12 protein-coding genes and 1 tRNA gene are annotated in these 16,222 nt (G+C 68.8%); 5 read left to right on the forward strand and 8 right to left on the reverse strand.

Features of this window, described 5'->3' with window-relative positions; all coding sequences use genetic code 11:
- Positions 1-645: 645 nt before the first annotated feature.
- Entirely contained in the window at positions 646-4,836 is a 4,191-nt protein-coding gene (hrpA, locus tag FHR66_RS17605) for an ATP-dependent RNA helicase HrpA (protein WP_167087987.1), read from the reverse strand.
- Positions 4,837-4,928: 92 nt separating this feature from the next.
- Here hrpA and FHR66_RS17610 point away from each other — a divergent pair, with 92 nt between their 5' ends.
- From FHR66_RS17610 to FHR66_RS17625, 4 genes are all read left to right on the forward strand, one after another.
- Positions 4,929-5,495 (forward strand): Dps family protein, encoded by a 567-nt coding sequence (locus FHR66_RS17610; RefSeq protein ID WP_160969804.1) that lies wholly within the window; start codon positions 4,929-4,931, stop codon positions 5,493-5,495.
- Between the two features lie 412 nt (positions 5,496-5,907).
- Positions 5,908-7,716, forward strand: coding sequence for a DNA helicase RecQ (gene recQ, locus FHR66_RS17615; protein WP_160969805.1), 1,809 nt, complete (start codon positions 5,908-5,910; stop codon positions 7,714-7,716).
- Positions 7,717-7,869: 153 nt separating this feature from the next.
- The gene (locus FHR66_RS17620) at positions 7,870-8,364 is read left to right on the forward strand and encodes a hypothetical protein (protein WP_160969806.1); all 495 of its coding nucleotides are present in this window, start codon (positions 7,870-7,872) and stop codon (positions 8,362-8,364) included.
- A 436-nt stretch (positions 8,365-8,800) separates the two neighbouring features.
- Positions 8,801-9,427: a TetR/AcrR family transcriptional regulator gene (locus FHR66_RS17625; protein WP_160969807.1), complete on the forward strand. Its 627-nt coding sequence runs from the start codon at positions 8,801-8,803 to the stop codon at positions 9,425-9,427.
- A 296-nt stretch (positions 9,428-9,723) separates the two neighbouring features.
- Here the strand turns inward: FHR66_RS17625 and FHR66_RS17630 are convergent, their stop codons facing one another.
- On the reverse strand, positions 9,724-10,632 hold the full coding sequence (locus FHR66_RS17630) for a LysR family transcriptional regulator ArgP (protein ID WP_160969808.1): 909 nt from the start codon (positions 10,630-10,632) through the stop codon (positions 9,724-9,726).
- Between the two features lie 104 nt (positions 10,633-10,736).
- Between FHR66_RS17630 and FHR66_RS17635 the strand changes: the two genes are divergently transcribed.
- A complete protein-coding gene (locus tag FHR66_RS17635) occupies positions 10,737-11,354 on the forward strand; it encodes a LysE/ArgO family amino acid transporter (protein WP_160969809.1) in 618 nt (205 codons plus the stop codon).
- Between the two features lie 349 nt (positions 11,355-11,703).
- On the opposite strand, the gene FHR66_RS17640 is transcribed toward FHR66_RS17635, so the two are convergent.
- The 6 genes from FHR66_RS17640 to tolB form a co-directional block, all read right to left on the reverse strand.
- Positions 11,704-11,779: transfer RNA gene (locus FHR66_RS17640), tRNA-Lys, on the reverse strand.
- A gap of 64 nt (positions 11,780-11,843) precedes the next feature.
- Positions 11,844-12,509: a 7-cyano-7-deazaguanine synthase QueC gene (gene queC, locus FHR66_RS17645; protein ID WP_160969810.1), complete on the reverse strand. Its 666-nt coding sequence runs from the start codon at positions 12,507-12,509 to the stop codon at positions 11,844-11,846.
- Between the two features lie 113 nt (positions 12,510-12,622).
- Positions 12,623-13,300, reverse strand: a complete 678-nt coding sequence (queE, locus tag FHR66_RS17650) for a 7-carboxy-7-deazaguanine synthase QueE (RefSeq protein WP_167087989.1) — start codon at positions 13,298-13,300, stop codon at positions 12,623-12,625.
- Positions 13,301-13,346: 46 nt separating this feature from the next.
- Positions 13,347-14,174: a tol-pal system protein YbgF gene (ybgF, locus tag FHR66_RS17655; RefSeq protein ID WP_202394930.1), complete on the reverse strand. Its 828-nt coding sequence runs from the start codon at positions 14,172-14,174 to the stop codon at positions 13,347-13,349.
- A gap of 6 nt (positions 14,175-14,180) precedes the next feature.
- Positions 14,181-14,699 (reverse strand): peptidoglycan-associated lipoprotein Pal, encoded by a 519-nt coding sequence (pal, locus tag FHR66_RS17660; protein ID WP_048491898.1) that lies wholly within the window; start codon positions 14,697-14,699, stop codon positions 14,181-14,183.
- 68 nt (positions 14,700-14,767) lie between these two features.
- Positions 14,768-16,087: a Tol-Pal system beta propeller repeat protein TolB gene (gene tolB / locus FHR66_RS17665; RefSeq protein ID WP_148828954.1), complete on the reverse strand. Its 1,320-nt coding sequence runs from the start codon at positions 16,085-16,087 to the stop codon at positions 14,768-14,770.
- Between the last annotated feature and the right edge of the window lie 135 nt (positions 16,088-16,222).

Below are 16,222 nucleotides of genomic sequence, written 5' to 3' on the forward strand. Positions count from 1 at the left end.
GCCACCGCATCCCGTAAGAGCGGCTTCAGCCGCGACCGTGTTGGTGCCATGCGTCGCGGCTGAAGCCGCTCTTACCAGCGCAGCAGCAAGATACTGACCGCCTCGGTGCTTGGCACCAAAAAGACGCGCCATTGCAGCGCAAGTAGCTTGCTACTCGACCCGGCGCATTTCTTTTGTGGGAGGGACTTCAGTCCCGACGCATTGCCGCCAGACGCGTCGGGAATGAAGCCCCTCCCACAACGAGCGCACTGCCGATGCGCCGAACGAACGGCACACGACAGCAAGCGATGGACCTGTAGGAGCGGCTTCAGCCGCGACGCGTTGACGCAAAAAAATCGCGGCTGAAGCCGCTCCTACGACGGTATCGGCACGACTCCACTGCGATCTGCTGCATTCGCAAGAGCGAGAACGACGAATCGTTGCAGTGCGGTTGGCCGTCACCACACCCACACGGCCTATCTCTTTTGTAGGAGGGGCTTCAGCCCCGACGCATCGCCGCCTGAGCATCGGGACTGCAGTCCTTCCCACAAGAAAGCTGCCAACGCGAGCAGCGCGGTTATCACGGACAGCCCAAGAACAGCGCGGAAACCCCGCCACCAATCCCCAATCCCCACTCCCGGCTTTCCACAGCCGAACGGCTGGTCATCATCGCAGTCCAGCCACCCGCTGCGCCAGCTTCTTGGCCGAAATGCCCGCGCGGGCACCCAGCTCCTGCGCGAACAGCGACACGCGCAGTTCTTCCAGGTCCCAACGCAGCGCCTGCCACTGTGGATCGCCGCTGCGGCCGGCCGCGGCCGCGTCGGCCAGTGCGTCGACGAAGGGCTTCAGCTCCAGCATGCGCGCCTGGTCGCGAGCCGGATCGCGCTTGGCGCGTTCGGCGCGCAGGATCATTGCCCGCAGATAGCGCGGGAACTGCGCCAGCGCGGTGGCCGGGGTCTCGCGCAGGAAGCCCGCATGCAGCAGCGCCGCCAATTGCGCGCGCAGGTCGTCGAGGTTGCCGCTGGCCCAGCCCATCAGCGGCGATTCCAGTTGCGGCTTCAACTCGGCGGCCGCGCCCATGATCGCCTCGGCCAGCTTCAGCCGCTCCATCGCCTCGCCGAACAGCTGCTTGGCGGCGGCATCGCGACGCTGGGCGAAACTGTCCGCGTCGCGGATCGCCTCCAGCCCCTGCTCCAGCAGCGCATTCAAGGCCGCCTCCACCAGATCCCCGCGCAGGCGTTCCTGCGACTCGATCGCCGCATACAGCAGCCCGGTCTTGGGCGACACCGGCAACTGCTTGCGCGCCTGCTTGACCTTGTCGGCCAGGGCGATCTCCAGCAGCCGGCGCACGCCACGCGGATGCGCCGCCTCGGCCTGCGCACGGTCGGCGAAGATGCGCAGCGCGGCGCTGTCGCCCTCGTCCACCAGGGCCGGATAGGCCGGCACCCCGGCTTCGCCGGGGACCTGCTGCGGGATCGGCGTCGCCGGGAACTCGCGCAGCCCGGTCGCGGCCATGGCGCGGCCGGCCCGCGCGGCGAAGGCTTGCCCGGCGCGTTCGCCGAAGCGCGCACGCAGCGCGTCCAGGTCGCGCGATTCGGCCAGCACCTTGCCGGCATCGTCGCGCAGGCGCAGGTTCATGCGCAGATGCGGCTCCAGCGTGCTCTCGTCGAACACCAGCGCGCTCAGCGGCGCACCGGTGGCACGCTGCAGGAAGCGCGCCAGCTCGCCACGGAGATCGTCGGCGCTGGGCTGCGGGAACGCCTCGGAGAACGCACGGGCGAAGTCCGGCGCCGGCACGTAGTTGCGCCGCAGCGCCTTGGGCAGGCTGCGGATCAGCGCCGCCGCCTTGTCGGTGACGAAGCCCGGCGCCAACCACGACAGCCGCGTCGGGTCCAGCGCGTTGAGCAGATGCACCGGCACCTCCAGGGTCACGCCGTCGTCGGCCGCGCCCGGTTCGAACCGGTAGTGCAGCGGCAGCCGCGCATCGCCCAGCGGGAAGTACTTGGGATAACGCTCGGCCTCGCTGCCCTCGCCCGGCAGCAGGTCGGCGAGCGACCAGTGCAGCGTGCGCCGCTGCTCCGGCGCCAGCGCCTTCCACCAGGCGTCTAGGCCGGAGGCGGAGTGGATCTCGCCGGGAATCCGGTCCAGGTACCAGCGCGCCTGCCAGTCCTCGTCGGCGACGATGCCGGCGCGGCGCAGCTTGGCCTCTTCCTCGTGCGCCTGCGCCAGCACCTTCTGGTTGTCGGCGACGAAGCTGGCGCGGGTGTTGATCTCGCCCGGCACCAGGCCCTGCCGCACGAACAGCTCGTGCGCGCCGGACGGATCGATGCGGCCGTAGTGCACCGGCTTCTTCGGCGCCAGCACCAGCCCGAACAGGCTGATCTGCTCGGAGGCCAGCACCTGCCCCTGCGCGCGCGACCAGTGCGGATCGAAATGCTTGCGCGCCAGCAGGTGCGGCAGCTCGGCGATCACCCAATCCGGCTCGATCGCGGCGTTGGTCAGGCCCCACACCTTCTGCGTGTCCAGCAGCGTCGCCGGCAGCACCCACGGCGGCGGCTTGCGGGCAAGCGCCGAACCGGGGAACAGCAGGAAGCGACGCTGCCGCGGCGCCAGGAAATCGCCCTTCTCGGTGCGGTGGCCGACCTGGGTCGGCAGGCCGGCCAGCAAGGCGCGGTGCAAGGCCTGGTAGGCCGCGGCGCGCTCGCGTTCGCTGGCACGCGGCGCCTCGCCCGCATCGGCGGGCGCCGGCGCTGGGGTCGGGGCCGCCGCCGACACGGGCGTGGTCGGCGCGCCACGCCCTTCGCGGGCCAGACGCGCGGCACGGTGCAGTTGCCCGCGGGTGGCGCGCGCCGCGGTCTCGGCATCGCGCGCCGGTGCCGGCGCGGCGGCGCCGGCCAGCAACGGTTGCAGCGAGGCCGCCACCGGTTCCTCGGTCCAGCCCAGCTCCGCGCACAGCAGATGCAACTGGCGGTGCAGTTCGCGCCACTCGCGCATGCGCAGGAAGCCGAGGAAATGCCGCCCGCACCAGTCGCGCAGCTTGGATTGGGTCAGGTCCTCGTGCGCCTGCCGGTAGCCGTCCCACAGGCGCAGGATGCCGACGAACTCCGAGCGCGCATCGGCGAACTTGGCGTGCGCGTTGTCGGCGGCCTCGCGCGCCTCGGGCGGGCGCTCGCGCGGGTCCTGGATGCCCAGGAACGCGGCGATCACCAGCATCGGCCGCAGGCAGCCGTGCTGCTGCGCCGCCACCAGCATCCGCGCCAGCTTCACGTCCACCGGCAGCCGCGCCATCTTGCGGCCGATCTCGGTGAGCTTGCGCAGGCCATGCCGGTCCGGCTCGCCGACCGCACCCAGTTCCACCAGCTGCTGCCAGCCATCGGCCACCGCGCGCTCGTCCGGCGGCTCCAGGAACGGGAAATCCTCGATCCGGCCCAGCCCCAGCTGCAGCATGCGCAGGATCACCCCGGCCAGGCTGGAGCGGCGGATTTCCGGATCGGTGAACGCCGGCCGCGCCTGGAAATCCGCCTCGGCGTACAGCCGGTAGCAGATGCCCTCGGCGATGCGGCCGCAGCGGCCCTTGCGCTGGTTGGCGCTGGCCTGCGAGATCGGTTCGATATGCAGGCGGTCGAGCTTCTGCCGCGGGCTGTAGCGCTTGACCCGTGCATAGCCGGGATCGATCACGTAGCGGATCCGCGGCACCGTCAGCGAGGTTTCGGCGACGTTGGTGGCCAGCACCAGGCGCCGCCGCGGGCCGGGGTTGAACACCCGGTCCTGGTCGGCGTTGGAGAGACGCGCGTACAGCGGCAGTACCTCGGTCTCGCGGTACTTGCGCCGTTCAAGCGCATGGTGCGCATCGCGGATCTCGCGCTCGCCGGGCAGGAACACCAGCACGTCGCCGCGCGGGTCCAGCCGGGTGATCTCGTCCACCGCCGCCACGATCGCGTCGTTGACGGAGAGGCCGGGAGTGGGGATTCGGGATTCGGGATTCGCTGAGGCGGTTCGCGGCGAACGTTGGGGCTCGCGCGCTTCTTCCAATCCCAAATCCCCACTCCCCAATCCCGGCTCCTCAAGCGGCCGGTAACGCACCTCCACCGGATAGGTGCGGCCTTCCACGCTGATCACCGGCGCATCGTCGAAATGCGCGGCGAAGCGTGCGGTGTCGATCGTCGCCGAGGTCACGATGACCTTCAGGTCCGGGCGCTTGTGCAGCAACTGCTTCAGATAGCCGAGCAGGAAATCGATGTTGAGGCTGCGCTCGTGCGCCTCGTCGACGATGATCGTGTCGTAGCTGGACAGCCAGCGGTCGCTGGCGATCTCGGCCAGCAGGATGCCGTCGGTCATGAACTTGATCCGGGTCTGCTCGCCAACCCGATCGTTGAAGCGCACCTGGAAGCCCACCGTCTCGCCCACCGGCGTGCGCAGCTCCTCGGCCACGCGGCTGGCCACCGCACGCGCGGCGATGCGCCGCGGCTGGGTGCAGCCGATCATGCCGGCGGCGCCGCGACCGGCGGCCAGGCACAGCTTCGGCAACTGCGTGGTCTTGCCCGAACCGGTCTCGCCGGCGATCACCACCACCTGGTGCTCGCGGATCAGCGCGACGATGCGCTCGGCCTCGCGCGCGATCGGCAACTGCGGGTCGAGGGTGATCGCCGGGTGTTGCGCCGCGCGCGCGGCACAGCGCGCCTGCGACGTCTGCAGCGCCTGCTCGAACGCCGTTTCCAGCGCGGCATTGCCGGGCGCGGCCTGCCAGCGCGACCATAGGCCCAGCAAGCGACCGCGGTCGCGGGTCAGCGCGCCGTCGATCGCGGCACGGCGTTCGCGCAGGCGTGCCGGCACGGAAGGTTTTTCGATAGCGTTCATCAATCGGATGCCATTGAACGTTGAATCACAGCACATGCTTTAGTCTGTCTATTGTGACGCCATCTCGTCCGTAACCCCCAGGAGGAACTCCAATGGCCAAGAGCAAGACCCCCGGCAAGACCAAGAACTCCGCCAGCAAGGCCCTCGCCGGCCAGCCGCTGGCCGGGCTGGCGCCGTCCGCGCCCAATATCGATATCGGGATCGGCGGCGGCGATCGCAAGAAGATCGCCGACGGCCTGTCGCACTACATGGCCGACGCCTTCACCCTGTACCTGAAGACCCACAACTTCCACTGGAACGTGACCGGGTCGATGTTCAATTCGTTGCACCTGATGTTCGAGACCCAGTACACCGAGCAGTGGGCGGCGCTGGACGACGTCGCCGAGCGCATCCGCGCCCTGGGCTTCAACGCCCCGGGGTCGTACAAGGAGTACGCCGCGCTGACCTCGATCCCGGAAGAGGAAGGCCTCAGCGACAGCGCCGACTGGCGCGAGATGGTGCGCCAGTTGGTGGTCGGCAACGAGGCGGTGTGCCGCACCGCGCGCAAGGTGCTCAAGACCGCCGACGACGCCGGCGACGACCCGTCGGTGGACATGCTGACCCAGCGCCTGCAGACCCACGAGAAGTACGCCTGGATGCTGCGCTCGCTGCTGCAGTAAGGGGTGGCGCCCTGCCTGCCTGGCAGGCAGGGCACGCCGAGCTGGGCCCAGGCGACGCTGCGCTCGCTCCGTCGCCCGGATTGGGCGGCAATGCATGCCGATCGCTGCCTCGTCACGCCTGGCTCCCTTGTAGGAGCGGCTTCAGCCGCGACCGGCGCGCGTGACCAGGCCCCGTCGCGGCCAATCCCCAAAGGAGCCAAGCGCCGCTCCAACCGGAACCTGCAGGGCGCTAGCTGGGTGCACTGTGGGAGGGACTTCACTCCCGACGCCTTCCTAGCGCGGGCCAGGCAGGCTTCATTCGTCATAGCCTCAGGCAACTGTCGACTCCTACAGAAAAGCGCGCATTCGCCTGACGCGCTCTTGCGCAAATCCGGAAGCCAACCGCCCTTGCGCGGCAAGGTATCCTAGACGGATGTCTTCCCCCGCCCACGCCTTGCTCAGCCGCGTCTTCGGCTACGACCAGTTTCGCGGCCCGCAACAGGACATCGTCGAACACGTCGCTGCCGGCCACGATGCGCTGGTGCTGATGCCCACCGGCGGCGGCAAGTCGCTGTGCTACCAGATCCCGTCGCTGCTGCGCGACGGCACCGGTATCGTCATCTCGCCGCTGATCGCACTGATGCAGGACCAGGTCGAGGCGCTGCGCCAGCTCGGGGTGCGCGCCGAGTACCTCAACTCCACCCTGGACGGCGAGACCGCGCAGCGGGTCGAGCGCGCCCTGCTGGCCGGCGAACTGGACCTGCTGTACGTCGCCCCGGAACGGCTGCTGACCCCGCGCTTCCTGTCGCTGATCGAGCGCAGCCGCATCGCCCTGTTCGCGATCGACGAGGCGCACTGCGTATCGCAATGGGGCCACGACTTCCGGCCCGAGTACCGGCAGCTCACCGTGCTGCACGAGCGCTGGCCGCAGACCCCGCGCATCGCCCTCACCGCCACCGCCGACCCGCCGACCCAGCGCGAGATCGCCGAGCGCCTGGACCTGGCGCAGGCCCGCCACTTCGTCAGCTCCTTCGACCGCCCCAACATCCGCTACACCGTGGTGCAGAAGGACAACGCGCGGCGCCAGCTGCTGGACTTCCTGCGCGCGCACCGCGGCAGCGCCGGCATCGTCTATTGCATGTCGCGGCGCAAGGTCGAGGAGACCGCCGAATTCCTGGCCCGCGAAGGCCTGAACGCCCTGCCCTACCACGCCGGCCTGCCGGCCGAAGTGCGCGCCGACAACCAGCGCCGCTTCCTGCGCGAGGACGGCATCGTGATGTGCGCCACCATCGCCTTCGGCATGGGCATCGACAAGCCCGACGTGCGTTTCGTCGCCCACACCGACCTGCCCAAGTCGCTGGAGGGTTACTACCAGGAGACCGGCCGCGCCGGCCGCGACGGCGAGGCGGCCGAGGCCTGGCTGTGCTACGGGCTGGGCGACGTGGTGCTGCTCAAGCAGATGATCGAGCAGGGCGAGGCCGGCGAAGAGCGCAAGCGCGTGGAACGGCGCAAGCTCGACCAGTTGCTGGGCTACTGCGAATCGATGCAGTGCCGCCGCCAGGTGCTGTTGGCCAGCTTCGGCGAGACCTATCCGCAGCCCTGCGGCAACTGCGACAACTGCCTGCAGCCGGCCGACGCCTGGGACGCCACCGTGGCGGTGCAGAAGGCGCTGAGTTGCGTCTACCGCAGTGGCCAGCGGTTCGGCGTCGGCCACCTGATCGACATCCTGCGCGGCAACGAGGGCGAGAAGATCAAGCAGTTCGGCCACGACCAGCTCAGCACCTATGGCATCGGCAAGGACCTGGACGCGCGCGCCTGGCGCGGCGTGTTCCGGCAACTGGTCGCCACCGGCCTGCTGGAAGTGGACAGCGACGCCTACGGCGGCCTGCGCCTCACCGACGCCAGCCGCCAGGTGCTCAAGGGCGAACGCAAGATCATGATGCGCCGCGAACTGCCCAGCCGCGGCCGCGAGCGCGGCGACCGCAGCGGCAGTCCACGTACCGGCGTGCCGGTGCAGGCGCAGGACCTGCCGCTGTTCAACGCCCTGCGCGACCTGCGCGCCGGCCTGGCCAAGGAGCAGAACGTGCCGGCCTTCGTGATCTTCCACGACAGCACCCTGCGCAACATCGCCGAGCAGCGCCCGACCAGCCTGGACGAACTGGCGCGGGTGGGCGGCATCGGCGGCAGCAAGCTGGCCCGATACGGTCAGCAGTTGCTCGACGTGGTGCACGCGCAGGGCTGAGGCGCGGCACCGGCGCCTGCTCGCCGGCCGTCGCCCCTGCGTGGAGCGCCCGCGGCGCCGACAGGCCGGGTTCAACGTGGTATTGATAGCGTCAGCGTCATGGCGGAGCGTGCAACCAGCCCCGCCCGGCCCCTCTCTTCTGGCAGATGCCCGATGAACCGCAGCCTCCTTCTCCTCGCCTGCACCCTGCTTGCCGGCCCGGCCCTGGCCCAGACCGCCGATGCCACCAGCGACAGCGAGGCAGCCAAGCGCAAGCTCGACCTCAGCGTGCCGCAGCAGCCGATCACCTATGCCGATCCCGGCACCAAGGCCGATCCGCCGGGTGCCTACTACGGCGATACCAGCGGCACCTCGGCCTCGGCGCAGAAAGCAGCCGCCGACCAGGCGCGCGCCGAGGCCCTGCAGGCGCAGGCCGACCGCTGCAACGGCGACGTGCACGGCAGCGTCGCCACCGGCATCGGTTATTCCACGCATGGCGGCAACAGCAACTACCAGGCCGCCAATCTGAACCTGTGCAAGACCTCCTACACCGACGACGGCAAGCCGCGGCAGATGGGCATCAGCATCAGCGTCGGCCGCGGCGATGGGCCGGTATTCGGACGCGGCTACTACCCCGGCGCCTACGGCCCGCCGCCGTTCGGCTGGTAAGCGCGACCAACCGCAGCGCGATACCGCGTCACCAAGCGGGTGCGAACGCTGCCAGGAAGCTTCGGCAGCGCGTTTTTCCTGTTCCCGTCCGCAGTCTTCACACCCGGCAGCTCTTCGTGTGTTGCCGGCAGCGCTGCATCCCGCCACGTCCCTGCCTACGCTGTTTCGCAAGTCGACGCGCCCGATCGTGCCGCAATGCCTGCCGCTCTCATTGCAGGCGCGACGCGAGAAGTCGCACAAGCGTGCCGGTGGTCACGCTCATGGCTACGGGATCGACCGACTTGCCACCGCACGCGCGACCACGCCGCATCGCGTCTACAATCGCGCTGCACCGGCGTTCCGCGCGCGATGGCCACATGCAACAGCGTGCGCCTCGGCGGCGGGCTCCGGGCAGATGTCCCCCTTCATTGGCACCGCTTCCCCCCGAACTCACGCCATGTCCAACGTAGTCCGGCTGCACAGCGCCCGCGAACGCGAGCAGCGCCTGCACGATGACGTCCTCGATGCAGCCGAGCGCTGCATCGTCGAGAACGGCCTCGGCGCCACCACCTTCGAACTGATCGCCGGTAGTGCCGACGTTTCGTGCAGCGCTGTGCGTCGGCAATTCGACGACAAGCGCAGCCTGGTCCAGGCGTTGATGGAACGCGGCTACGAGCGCGCGATCCGCACGATGTGGCTGCTGCAACCGCCGCCGCACCAGGACGCGACCACCTTCATCGCCGGTGCCCTCGAAGACTGGCTGGTGACCGACGCCAACCAGCGGCGCCGCCGCCTGGACCTGGAAATGGACCTGGCCGCGGCGCGCGATCCCGAACTGGCGCAGTACGCGCGCCGGCTCAACGTGTCCCTGGTGCAGAACCTGGGCGACCTGCTGCGGCGCATGCTGCGCGACCACGGCTGGAGCGGCAGCGAAGCGGAGTTCCAGGCCCGCGTCTACGCGGTCGCGGCGATGTGCGGCGGCCTGCACATGATGATGACCACCGGCGTGGAGCTCAACCGCATGCACCTGCAGCTGATCCTCAGTGAAAGCCTGGCCGGGATCTTCAGTACCGCGCGCGGGTAGCGCGGTTTGGGTCCGCCCGATACTCGAGCTCGGGCGCCTACGGCGCGGGACATCGATGAACCACCCGCGTGCCAGCCAGCGCGCGTTCGGGTTGATTGCGTGTACCGCGCATGGTCGACCGCCGCCGATGCACGCGTGGTCGGCGAAGTGGGCGAGCTGCCGAGACGCGATAAGCGGTCAACGAAGCATGTCGGTTGATCCACAGCGGCATCCGATCCCCGATCTCCGCGATCCCAGAACGCAACCGCGTAAGCGCTCAACCCGCATCACCGCCGCACGGCATTGCGCAGAACCGTTCAGACCGGCTGCACGTGCCCATGCATGCGCTGCGCCGCACTGCGTATGGCCTGGCCGATCTGTTGCAGGGTCCTGGAACGGACCGCGACGTGCTGCCAGTACAGCGGCACGTCGAGCCAGCGCTGCGGGTCGACGACGACGATCTGCCGTTGGCGCAAGGCGGCCGCAAGCATCTGTTCCGGCGCCAGGCACCAGCCCAGCCCACGCGCGGCCGCTTCGACGAAACCGACGGAGGTTGGCAGGTAGTGCATCGGCGGGCTCAGCCGCGAGCGGGTGATGCGGCGCACGAAGCGCGCCTGCAGCGCGTCCTTGCGGTTGTAGACGATCATCGGGGCGCGGGCCAGCGCCGCCGCATCCAGGCCGTCGGCGAAATAGCGGTCGAAAAAGGCCGGCGAGGCGATCGCGCGGTAGCGCATCGCGCCCAGCGGCAGCACATTGCAGCCCTGCAAGGCCTGACCGACGGAAGTAACGGCACCGAGCACCGCGCCACTGCGCAGCAGCTCCAGCGTGTGGTCCTGGTCATCCACGCGGATGTCGAACAGGAACCCGTGCGCGTCGTGCAGGGCCGCCAGCGCGTCCAGGAACCAGGTCTGCAGCGAGTCGTCGTTGACCGCGATCGCGATGCTGCGCGCGGTGGCGCTGCCGGCGGGCGCGGGCAGCAGGTCGGCCACTGCCTCGGTCTCCAAGACCTGCATCGGTCGCACGCTACGCAACAGGCGCTCGCCGGCGGGCGTGGGCCGGCATGGAGCCAGGCGCACGATCAGCACCTGGCCGAGCCGGTCCTCCAGCGCCTTGATCCGCTGCGACACCGCCGACGGGGTCAGCGCCAGGCGGCGCGCGGCGGCCTCGAAACTCCCCTCTTCCAACACGGCGGCGAAGGCGGACAGCTGGGGGTGGAGCAGGTCCATGGCAGCGATCAGATTAGAGATTCTTCACAGCCTACAGAAAAATGAGTTTGGCTAATCATGGTGTGGCGTGCAGCATGCTCGCCCCAACTACCAGGACATCGCGCATGTGGCTGCACGCACTGTTGGCCGGCCTCGTCGCCGGCGCCGGCCTGATCGTCGCGATCGGCGCGCAGAATGCCTTCGTGCTGCGCCAGGGGCTGCAGCGTCGGCATGTCGGCCTGGTCGTAGCCGTCTGCGCCGCCAGCGACATTGCGCTGATCGTCCTCGGCGTATCCGGCATCGGGGCCGTGGTGGATGCCTGGCCGGGCGTGCTGCAGGCATTGCGCTTCGGCGGCGCGGCCTTCCTCGGCGCGTACGCGTTGCTGGCGGCGCGACGTGCCTGGCGCGGCAGTGGCGGCCTGCTGGCGCAAGGCCAGGATCAGCGGAGCTGGCAGCGCGTCCTGCTGACCTGCCTGGCCTTCACCTTCCTCAATCCACATGTCTACCTGGACACCATGGTGCTGCTGGGCAGCCTCTCCACCCGCTATCCAGGACACTTGCGCTGGGCGTTCGCCCTTGGCGCCTGCCTGGCCAGCGTGACCTGGTTCTGCAGCCTGGGCTATGGCGCGCGGCTACTGCAGCCGGTGTTCCGCAAACCCGCTGCATGGCGGCTGCTGGATGCGGCAGTCGCACTGTTCATGCTGGGGCTGTGCGTCTCGTTGCTGCTGCAGCCTTTGGGGTGAGTAATCGGGAAGTCGGCAGCCAAGGCAGCATCAATACAGCGACGCCGGCGCCCGAGACGACAGGCATGTACCGGCTCTCGTGGTCGCCTCATGAAGCGCCACGATGGCCGCCAGCAACCGACAAGAGCGTGATCGCCGTGGACGAGCACGCTGCGCCACACGGCCTGAACCCTTGAGCCCTCAAATGCTCGGATAAAGAGCTTGATGGCCACAAAACCGAGTCGATGCGGCAACGCGACGAACACGCAATGCCGAGCGTGGAACCAGCGAACTGCGGTCGTTTTTCAGGAGTGTTTTCAGGGGTTGGCAAAAAAACCGCCAAAGGCGATGCCTAACCCGCTGAGAGGAGTGGTGGGCCGTGATGGATTCGAACCATCGACCAAAAGATTAAAAGTCTTCTGCTCTACCGACTGAGCTAACGGCCCAAAACAAGACCCCGGCGTTGCACCGGGGCGCGTAGTCTACCCCAGGGCGGGGCGTTTCGCGAAATCAGGCGTAGCGGGTCGGGTCGGCGACGCCGGCATCGGCGAAGCCGGCCGCGCGCAGGCGGCAGGCGTCGCAGTGGCCGCAGGCGCGGCCGGCGTCGTCGGCACGGTAGCAGGACACGGTCAGGCCGAAATCCACGCCCAGGCGCATGCCCTCGCGCACGATGTCGGCCTTGCTCATGTGCTGCAACGGCGCATGCACGCGTAGTCCGGCGCCCTCCACCCCGGCCTTGGTCGCCAGGTTGGCCAGGGTCTGGAACGCCTCGATGAACTCCGGGCGGCAATCGGGATAGCCCGAGTAGTCCACCGCGTTGACCCCGCAGAAGATGTCTGCCGCGCCCAGCACCTCGGCCCAGCCCAGCGCCACCGACAGCATGATGGTGTTGCGCGCCGGCACGTAGGTGACCGGGATGCCGTCACCACCGGCGTCCGGCACCTCGATGTCGTCGGTCAGCGCGGAGCCGCCGATGCTGCGCAGGTCGACGTTGACGGTCTTGTGCGCCACCGCGCCGAGCGCCGTAGCGACACGCGCGGCCGCATCCAGTTCGGACGTATGGCGCTGACCGTAGCGCACGCTCAGGGCATGCACGGCGAAACCCTGCGCACGGGCGATGGCGACGACGACGGCGGAGTCCATGCCACCGGAGAGAAGGACGACGGCATTTTTCATTGGGAGGCCGGGATTGGAGATTGGGGATTGGGGATTCGCAAAGCTACAGCACGTGACAGGTGACCGGGAGGGCTTCTACGAATCCCGAATCCCCGATCCCCAATCCCGGCTTCTCAACGGCCCGGCTCGTCGTTCCACAGCAGCTTGTGCAACTGCATCTGGAACCGCACCGGCAAGCGGTCGGCGACGATCCAGTCGGCCAGGTCGCGCGCGGTCAGTTCGCTCTTGCTCGGCGAGAACCAGACGGTGCAGCGCGTATCGAGCCGATGTTCGGCGACCACGCCACGCGCCCATTCGTAGTCGGCGCGACCGCACAGCACGAACTTGATCTGGTCGCGCGCCGTCAGCAACGGCAGGTTCTCCCAGCGGTTGCGATGCGCTTCCTGCGACGCCGGGGTCTTGATGTCGACGACACGCGACACGCGCGGGTCGACCTCGGCGATGTCCAGCGCGCCGGAGGTCTCCAGCGACACGTCGTAGCCGGCGTCGCACAGGCGCTGCAGCAGCTGCAGGCAGCGCTTCTGCGCCAGCGGCTCGCCGCCGGTCACGCACACGTGGCGCACGCCGTGGCGCGCCACCTCTTCGAGGATCGCGTCGATGTCCCACCATTGCCCGCCGTGGAAGGCATAGGCGGTGTCGCAGTAGCTGCAGCGAAGCGGGCAGCCGGTCAGGCGCACGAACACGGTGGGCCAGCCGGCGCTCTCGGCCTCGCCCTGCAGCGACAGGAATATCTCCGTCAGCTTCAGGCGGGGCAGCGGGCTTTGGACGATATCGCTGGGAACGGCGGCCATGGCGGGAGAAGAGTGCTCCCGCAACAGCGGCGGCAGCGTAAGGGGCTCAGCGCAACTGCTGGCCGATACGGATCGACTGCAGACGGTCCTGCGCGGTCCGCGCGGCATCGGACCCAGGATACTTCGCGCCGACCTGTTGCAGGGTCTGCTCGGCGTCCTGGACGCGACCCTCGCCGTACTGGGACAGGCCCAGCTTCAGCAGGGCGCCCGGCGCCTTGTCGTGGGTCGGGTAGCGGCCGATCAGGTCCTGGAACTGGGCCTCGGCCAACTGGAAGTTCTTGGTGGCGTAATAGCTCTCGCCGAGCCAGTACAGCGCGTTCGGCGCATACACGCCGTTCGGGTAGGCCTGCAGGAAGCTCTGGAACAGGTTCGCCGAGTCGGCGTACTTGCCGGCCTTCAACGCATCGAAGGCGACGTTGTAGGCCGCCCGCTCGTCGCCGGCGGCAGCCAGGGTGCCGGCGTCGCCGTGCACCGACGGCGGCGGCTCGGCGGCGGCGGCCGGCTTGCCCGCAGGCGCGGCCGGTGCGGCAGCCGGTGCTGCGCCATTGGCCGGCGGCAACGGCGGCGGCGCCCCTGCCCCTGCACCACTTTCGAGCCGGCCCACGCGGCCATCCAGGTCCAGATACTGGTCCTTGATCTGCTGCTTGAGCTGGTCGTTGTTGTGCTGCAGTTGTTCGATCGTGGCCTCCATCGACTGCATCTGCGTCCGCAGCTGGTTGAGCTGGTTCAGGATGTCGGTGTTGGCCTGGGAATTCATGGCCTGCTGCTCGAGCGCGGAAACGCGGTCGGCCAGGCTCGCGCGCTGCGCATGAGCCGGCGCGGCGGCCACGAGGGCCGCCGCGACGATCATCGATGTAAGGACACCGATACGCATCTTCTCTTACTGCGCCGTGTAGACGATCTCGACGCGACGGTTCTGCGACCAGCAGGACTCGTTCGACTCGGTGCAGACCGGACGCTCTTCGCCGTAGCTGACCACGGTCAGCTGCGCAGCCGAGCCGCCGTTGGCCTGCAGCGCCGAGGACACGGCGTTGGCACGACGCTCGCCCAGGCCCATGTTGTACTCGCGCGAACCACGCTCGTCGGTGTTGCCCTGCAGGGTGATGCGCGAGGACGGACGGTCACGCAGGTACTTGGCGTGGCACGCCATGATCGCCTGGAATTCCGGCTTCACGGCATCCTTGTCCAGGTCGAAGTAGACCACGCGCTGACGCAGGCAGGAATCGGTCTCCAGATCGCCCGGGCCGTACAGACCGGAGGTCGACGGGCCGGTCGGGGCGGTGGTGCCGGTGGTGCCGGTGGTGTCGGTCTGGGGCTGTTCCTTGACCTTCTTGGCGCAGCCGGCCAGAGCTGCAACGGACAACAGCGAAACAAGCAGAACGCGGGTGGTCTTGTTCATGGGGATACCTTGTGGCTCCTGGGCCGATGAGGGGTTCAACAGCGAAATATTAACACCAAACTTACATGTCAACGTGCAGTGCGATACGGCGACCAGGACGGCTCGCGCACGTCGCCATCGGCGAGCACCAGGCGCTGCCGCACGCGGGCATCGGCCGAGACCGCGTACAGCACGCCACGGCCGCCTTCACGCGCCGCATACAGCACCATGCTGGCGTTGGGGGCGAAGCTCGGCGACTCGTCCAGCGAACCGGTCGACAGGGTGCTCCAGCGCGGCGAACCCAGGCTGCGGTCCATCATCGCGATCTTGTAGGTGTTGCCGCTGCCCTGGGCCACGACCAGCTTGTTGCCATCGAAGGACACGCTCGGGGTGGCGTTGTAGTTGCCCTGGAAGGTGATGCGGGTGGCGCTGCCGCCGGTCGCCGGCACCTGGTAGATCTGCGGGCGGCCACCGCGGTCGGAGGTGAAGTAGATGCTGTTGCCGTCCGGCGCCCAGGTCGGCTCGGTGTCGATGCCGAAGTGGTTGGTCAGCTGGGTCAGCTGCTTGCTGCCCAGATCCATCACGTAGATCTCCGGGTTGCCGCTGCGCGACAACGCCAGCGCCAGCTTCTTGCCGTCCGGCGAGAACGACGGGGCGCCGTTGATGCCGCGGAAGCTGGACACCAGCTGGCGGGCGCCGGTGGCGATGTCCTGGATGTAGATGGAGGAGTTGCCGCGCTCGAAGCTCACGTAGGCCAGCTTCTTGCCGTCCGGGCTCCAGTTCGGCGACAGCAGCGGCTCGGCCGAGCGGACGATGGTCTGCGGGTTGTAGCCGTCGGAGTCGGCGACCATCAGCGCATAGCGCATCGCCCCGCCCTTGCCGCTGGCGGTGACGTAGGCGATGCGGGTCCAGAACGCGCCGCGCACGCCGGTGATCTTCTCGTAGATGGCATCGGCCATCTGGTGGGCGACGTCGCGCATGGCGTTGGCGCGGGCGGTCATCGCCAGGCCGAGCATGCGCTCGCCCTTGCCCACGTCGAACAGTTCGTACTCGACGCGGTAAGCGCCTTCGCCGGCATCCATCACCCGGCCGACGACCAGATAGCTCTGCTTGAGCGCGCGCCAGGTGGCGAACTGCACCTCGCTGCCGCGGGTCGGGCGCTCGACGATCTGCGACTCGGGCAGATTGCGGAACTGGCCGGAGCGATCCAGGTCGGCGCGGACCACGGCGGCGACGTCGGTGCTCGGCGGAGTCGCCGATCCCTGGTACGGCATCGGCACGACGGTGATCGGGGTCGCCGAGGCATTGCCGCCGACGATGTCGATTTCCAGGCCCTTGTCCTGCGCGGATGCGGCGAGAGGCAACAACAGGGCGGTAAGAACGGCAAGCCAGCGCGGCAGTTTCTTCATGGTTCGCTCAGCAGGATCGGAAAGGCGCAAGAGATAGCAATGCGCGGGTGAACGTATTCGCAATCATGAACCATCGCCATGTGAAGCCGATGGCAGGACGCTCTCCATTATCGCCCATCGCGTGTCCGGCGGATG

This window comes from Xanthomonas sp. F4 (assembly GCF_011761895.1).

Excerpts from the sequence above, each read along its gene's own strand:
- queE (WP_167087989.1), bottom strand. The coding sequence starts at position 13,300 with ATGGCCGCCGTTCCCAGCGATATCGTCCAAAGCCCGCTGCCCCGCCTG.
- FHR66_RS17625 (WP_160969807.1), top strand. The coding sequence starts at position 8,801 with ATGTCCAACGTAGTCCGGCTGCACAGCGCCCGCGAACGCGAGCAGCGC.
- FHR66_RS17610 (WP_160969804.1), top strand. The coding sequence starts at position 4,929 with ATGGCCAAGAGCAAGACCCCCGGCAAGACCAAGAACTCCGCCAGCAAG.
- hrpA (WP_167087987.1), bottom strand. The coding sequence starts at position 4,836 with ATGAACGCTATCGAAAAACCTTCCGTGCCGGCACGCCTGCGCGAACGC.
- FHR66_RS17630 (WP_160969808.1), bottom strand. The coding sequence starts at position 10,632 with ATGGACCTGCTCCACCCCCAGCTGTCCGCCTTCGCCGCCGTGTTGGAA.
- tolB (WP_148828954.1), bottom strand. The coding sequence starts at position 16,087 with ATGAAGAAACTGCCGCGCTGGCTTGCCGTTCTTACCGCCCTGTTGTTG.
- FHR66_RS17635 (WP_160969809.1), top strand. The coding sequence starts at position 10,737 with ATGTGGCTGCACGCACTGTTGGCCGGCCTCGTCGCCGGCGCCGGCCTG.
- ybgF (WP_202394930.1), bottom strand. The coding sequence starts at position 14,174 with ATGCGTATCGGTGTCCTTACATCGATGATCGTCGCGGCGGCCCTCGTG.
- recQ (WP_160969805.1), top strand. The coding sequence starts at position 5,908 with ATGTCTTCCCCCGCCCACGCCTTGCTCAGCCGCGTCTTCGGCTACGAC.
- queC (WP_160969810.1), bottom strand. The coding sequence starts at position 12,509 with ATGAAAAATGCCGTCGTCCTTCTCTCCGGTGGCATGGACTCCGCCGTC.
- FHR66_RS17620 (WP_160969806.1), top strand. The coding sequence starts at position 7,870 with ATGAACCGCAGCCTCCTTCTCCTCGCCTGCACCCTGCTTGCCGGCCCG.
- pal (WP_048491898.1), bottom strand. The coding sequence starts at position 14,699 with ATGAACAAGACCACCCGCGTTCTGCTTGTTTCGCTGTTGTCCGTTGCA.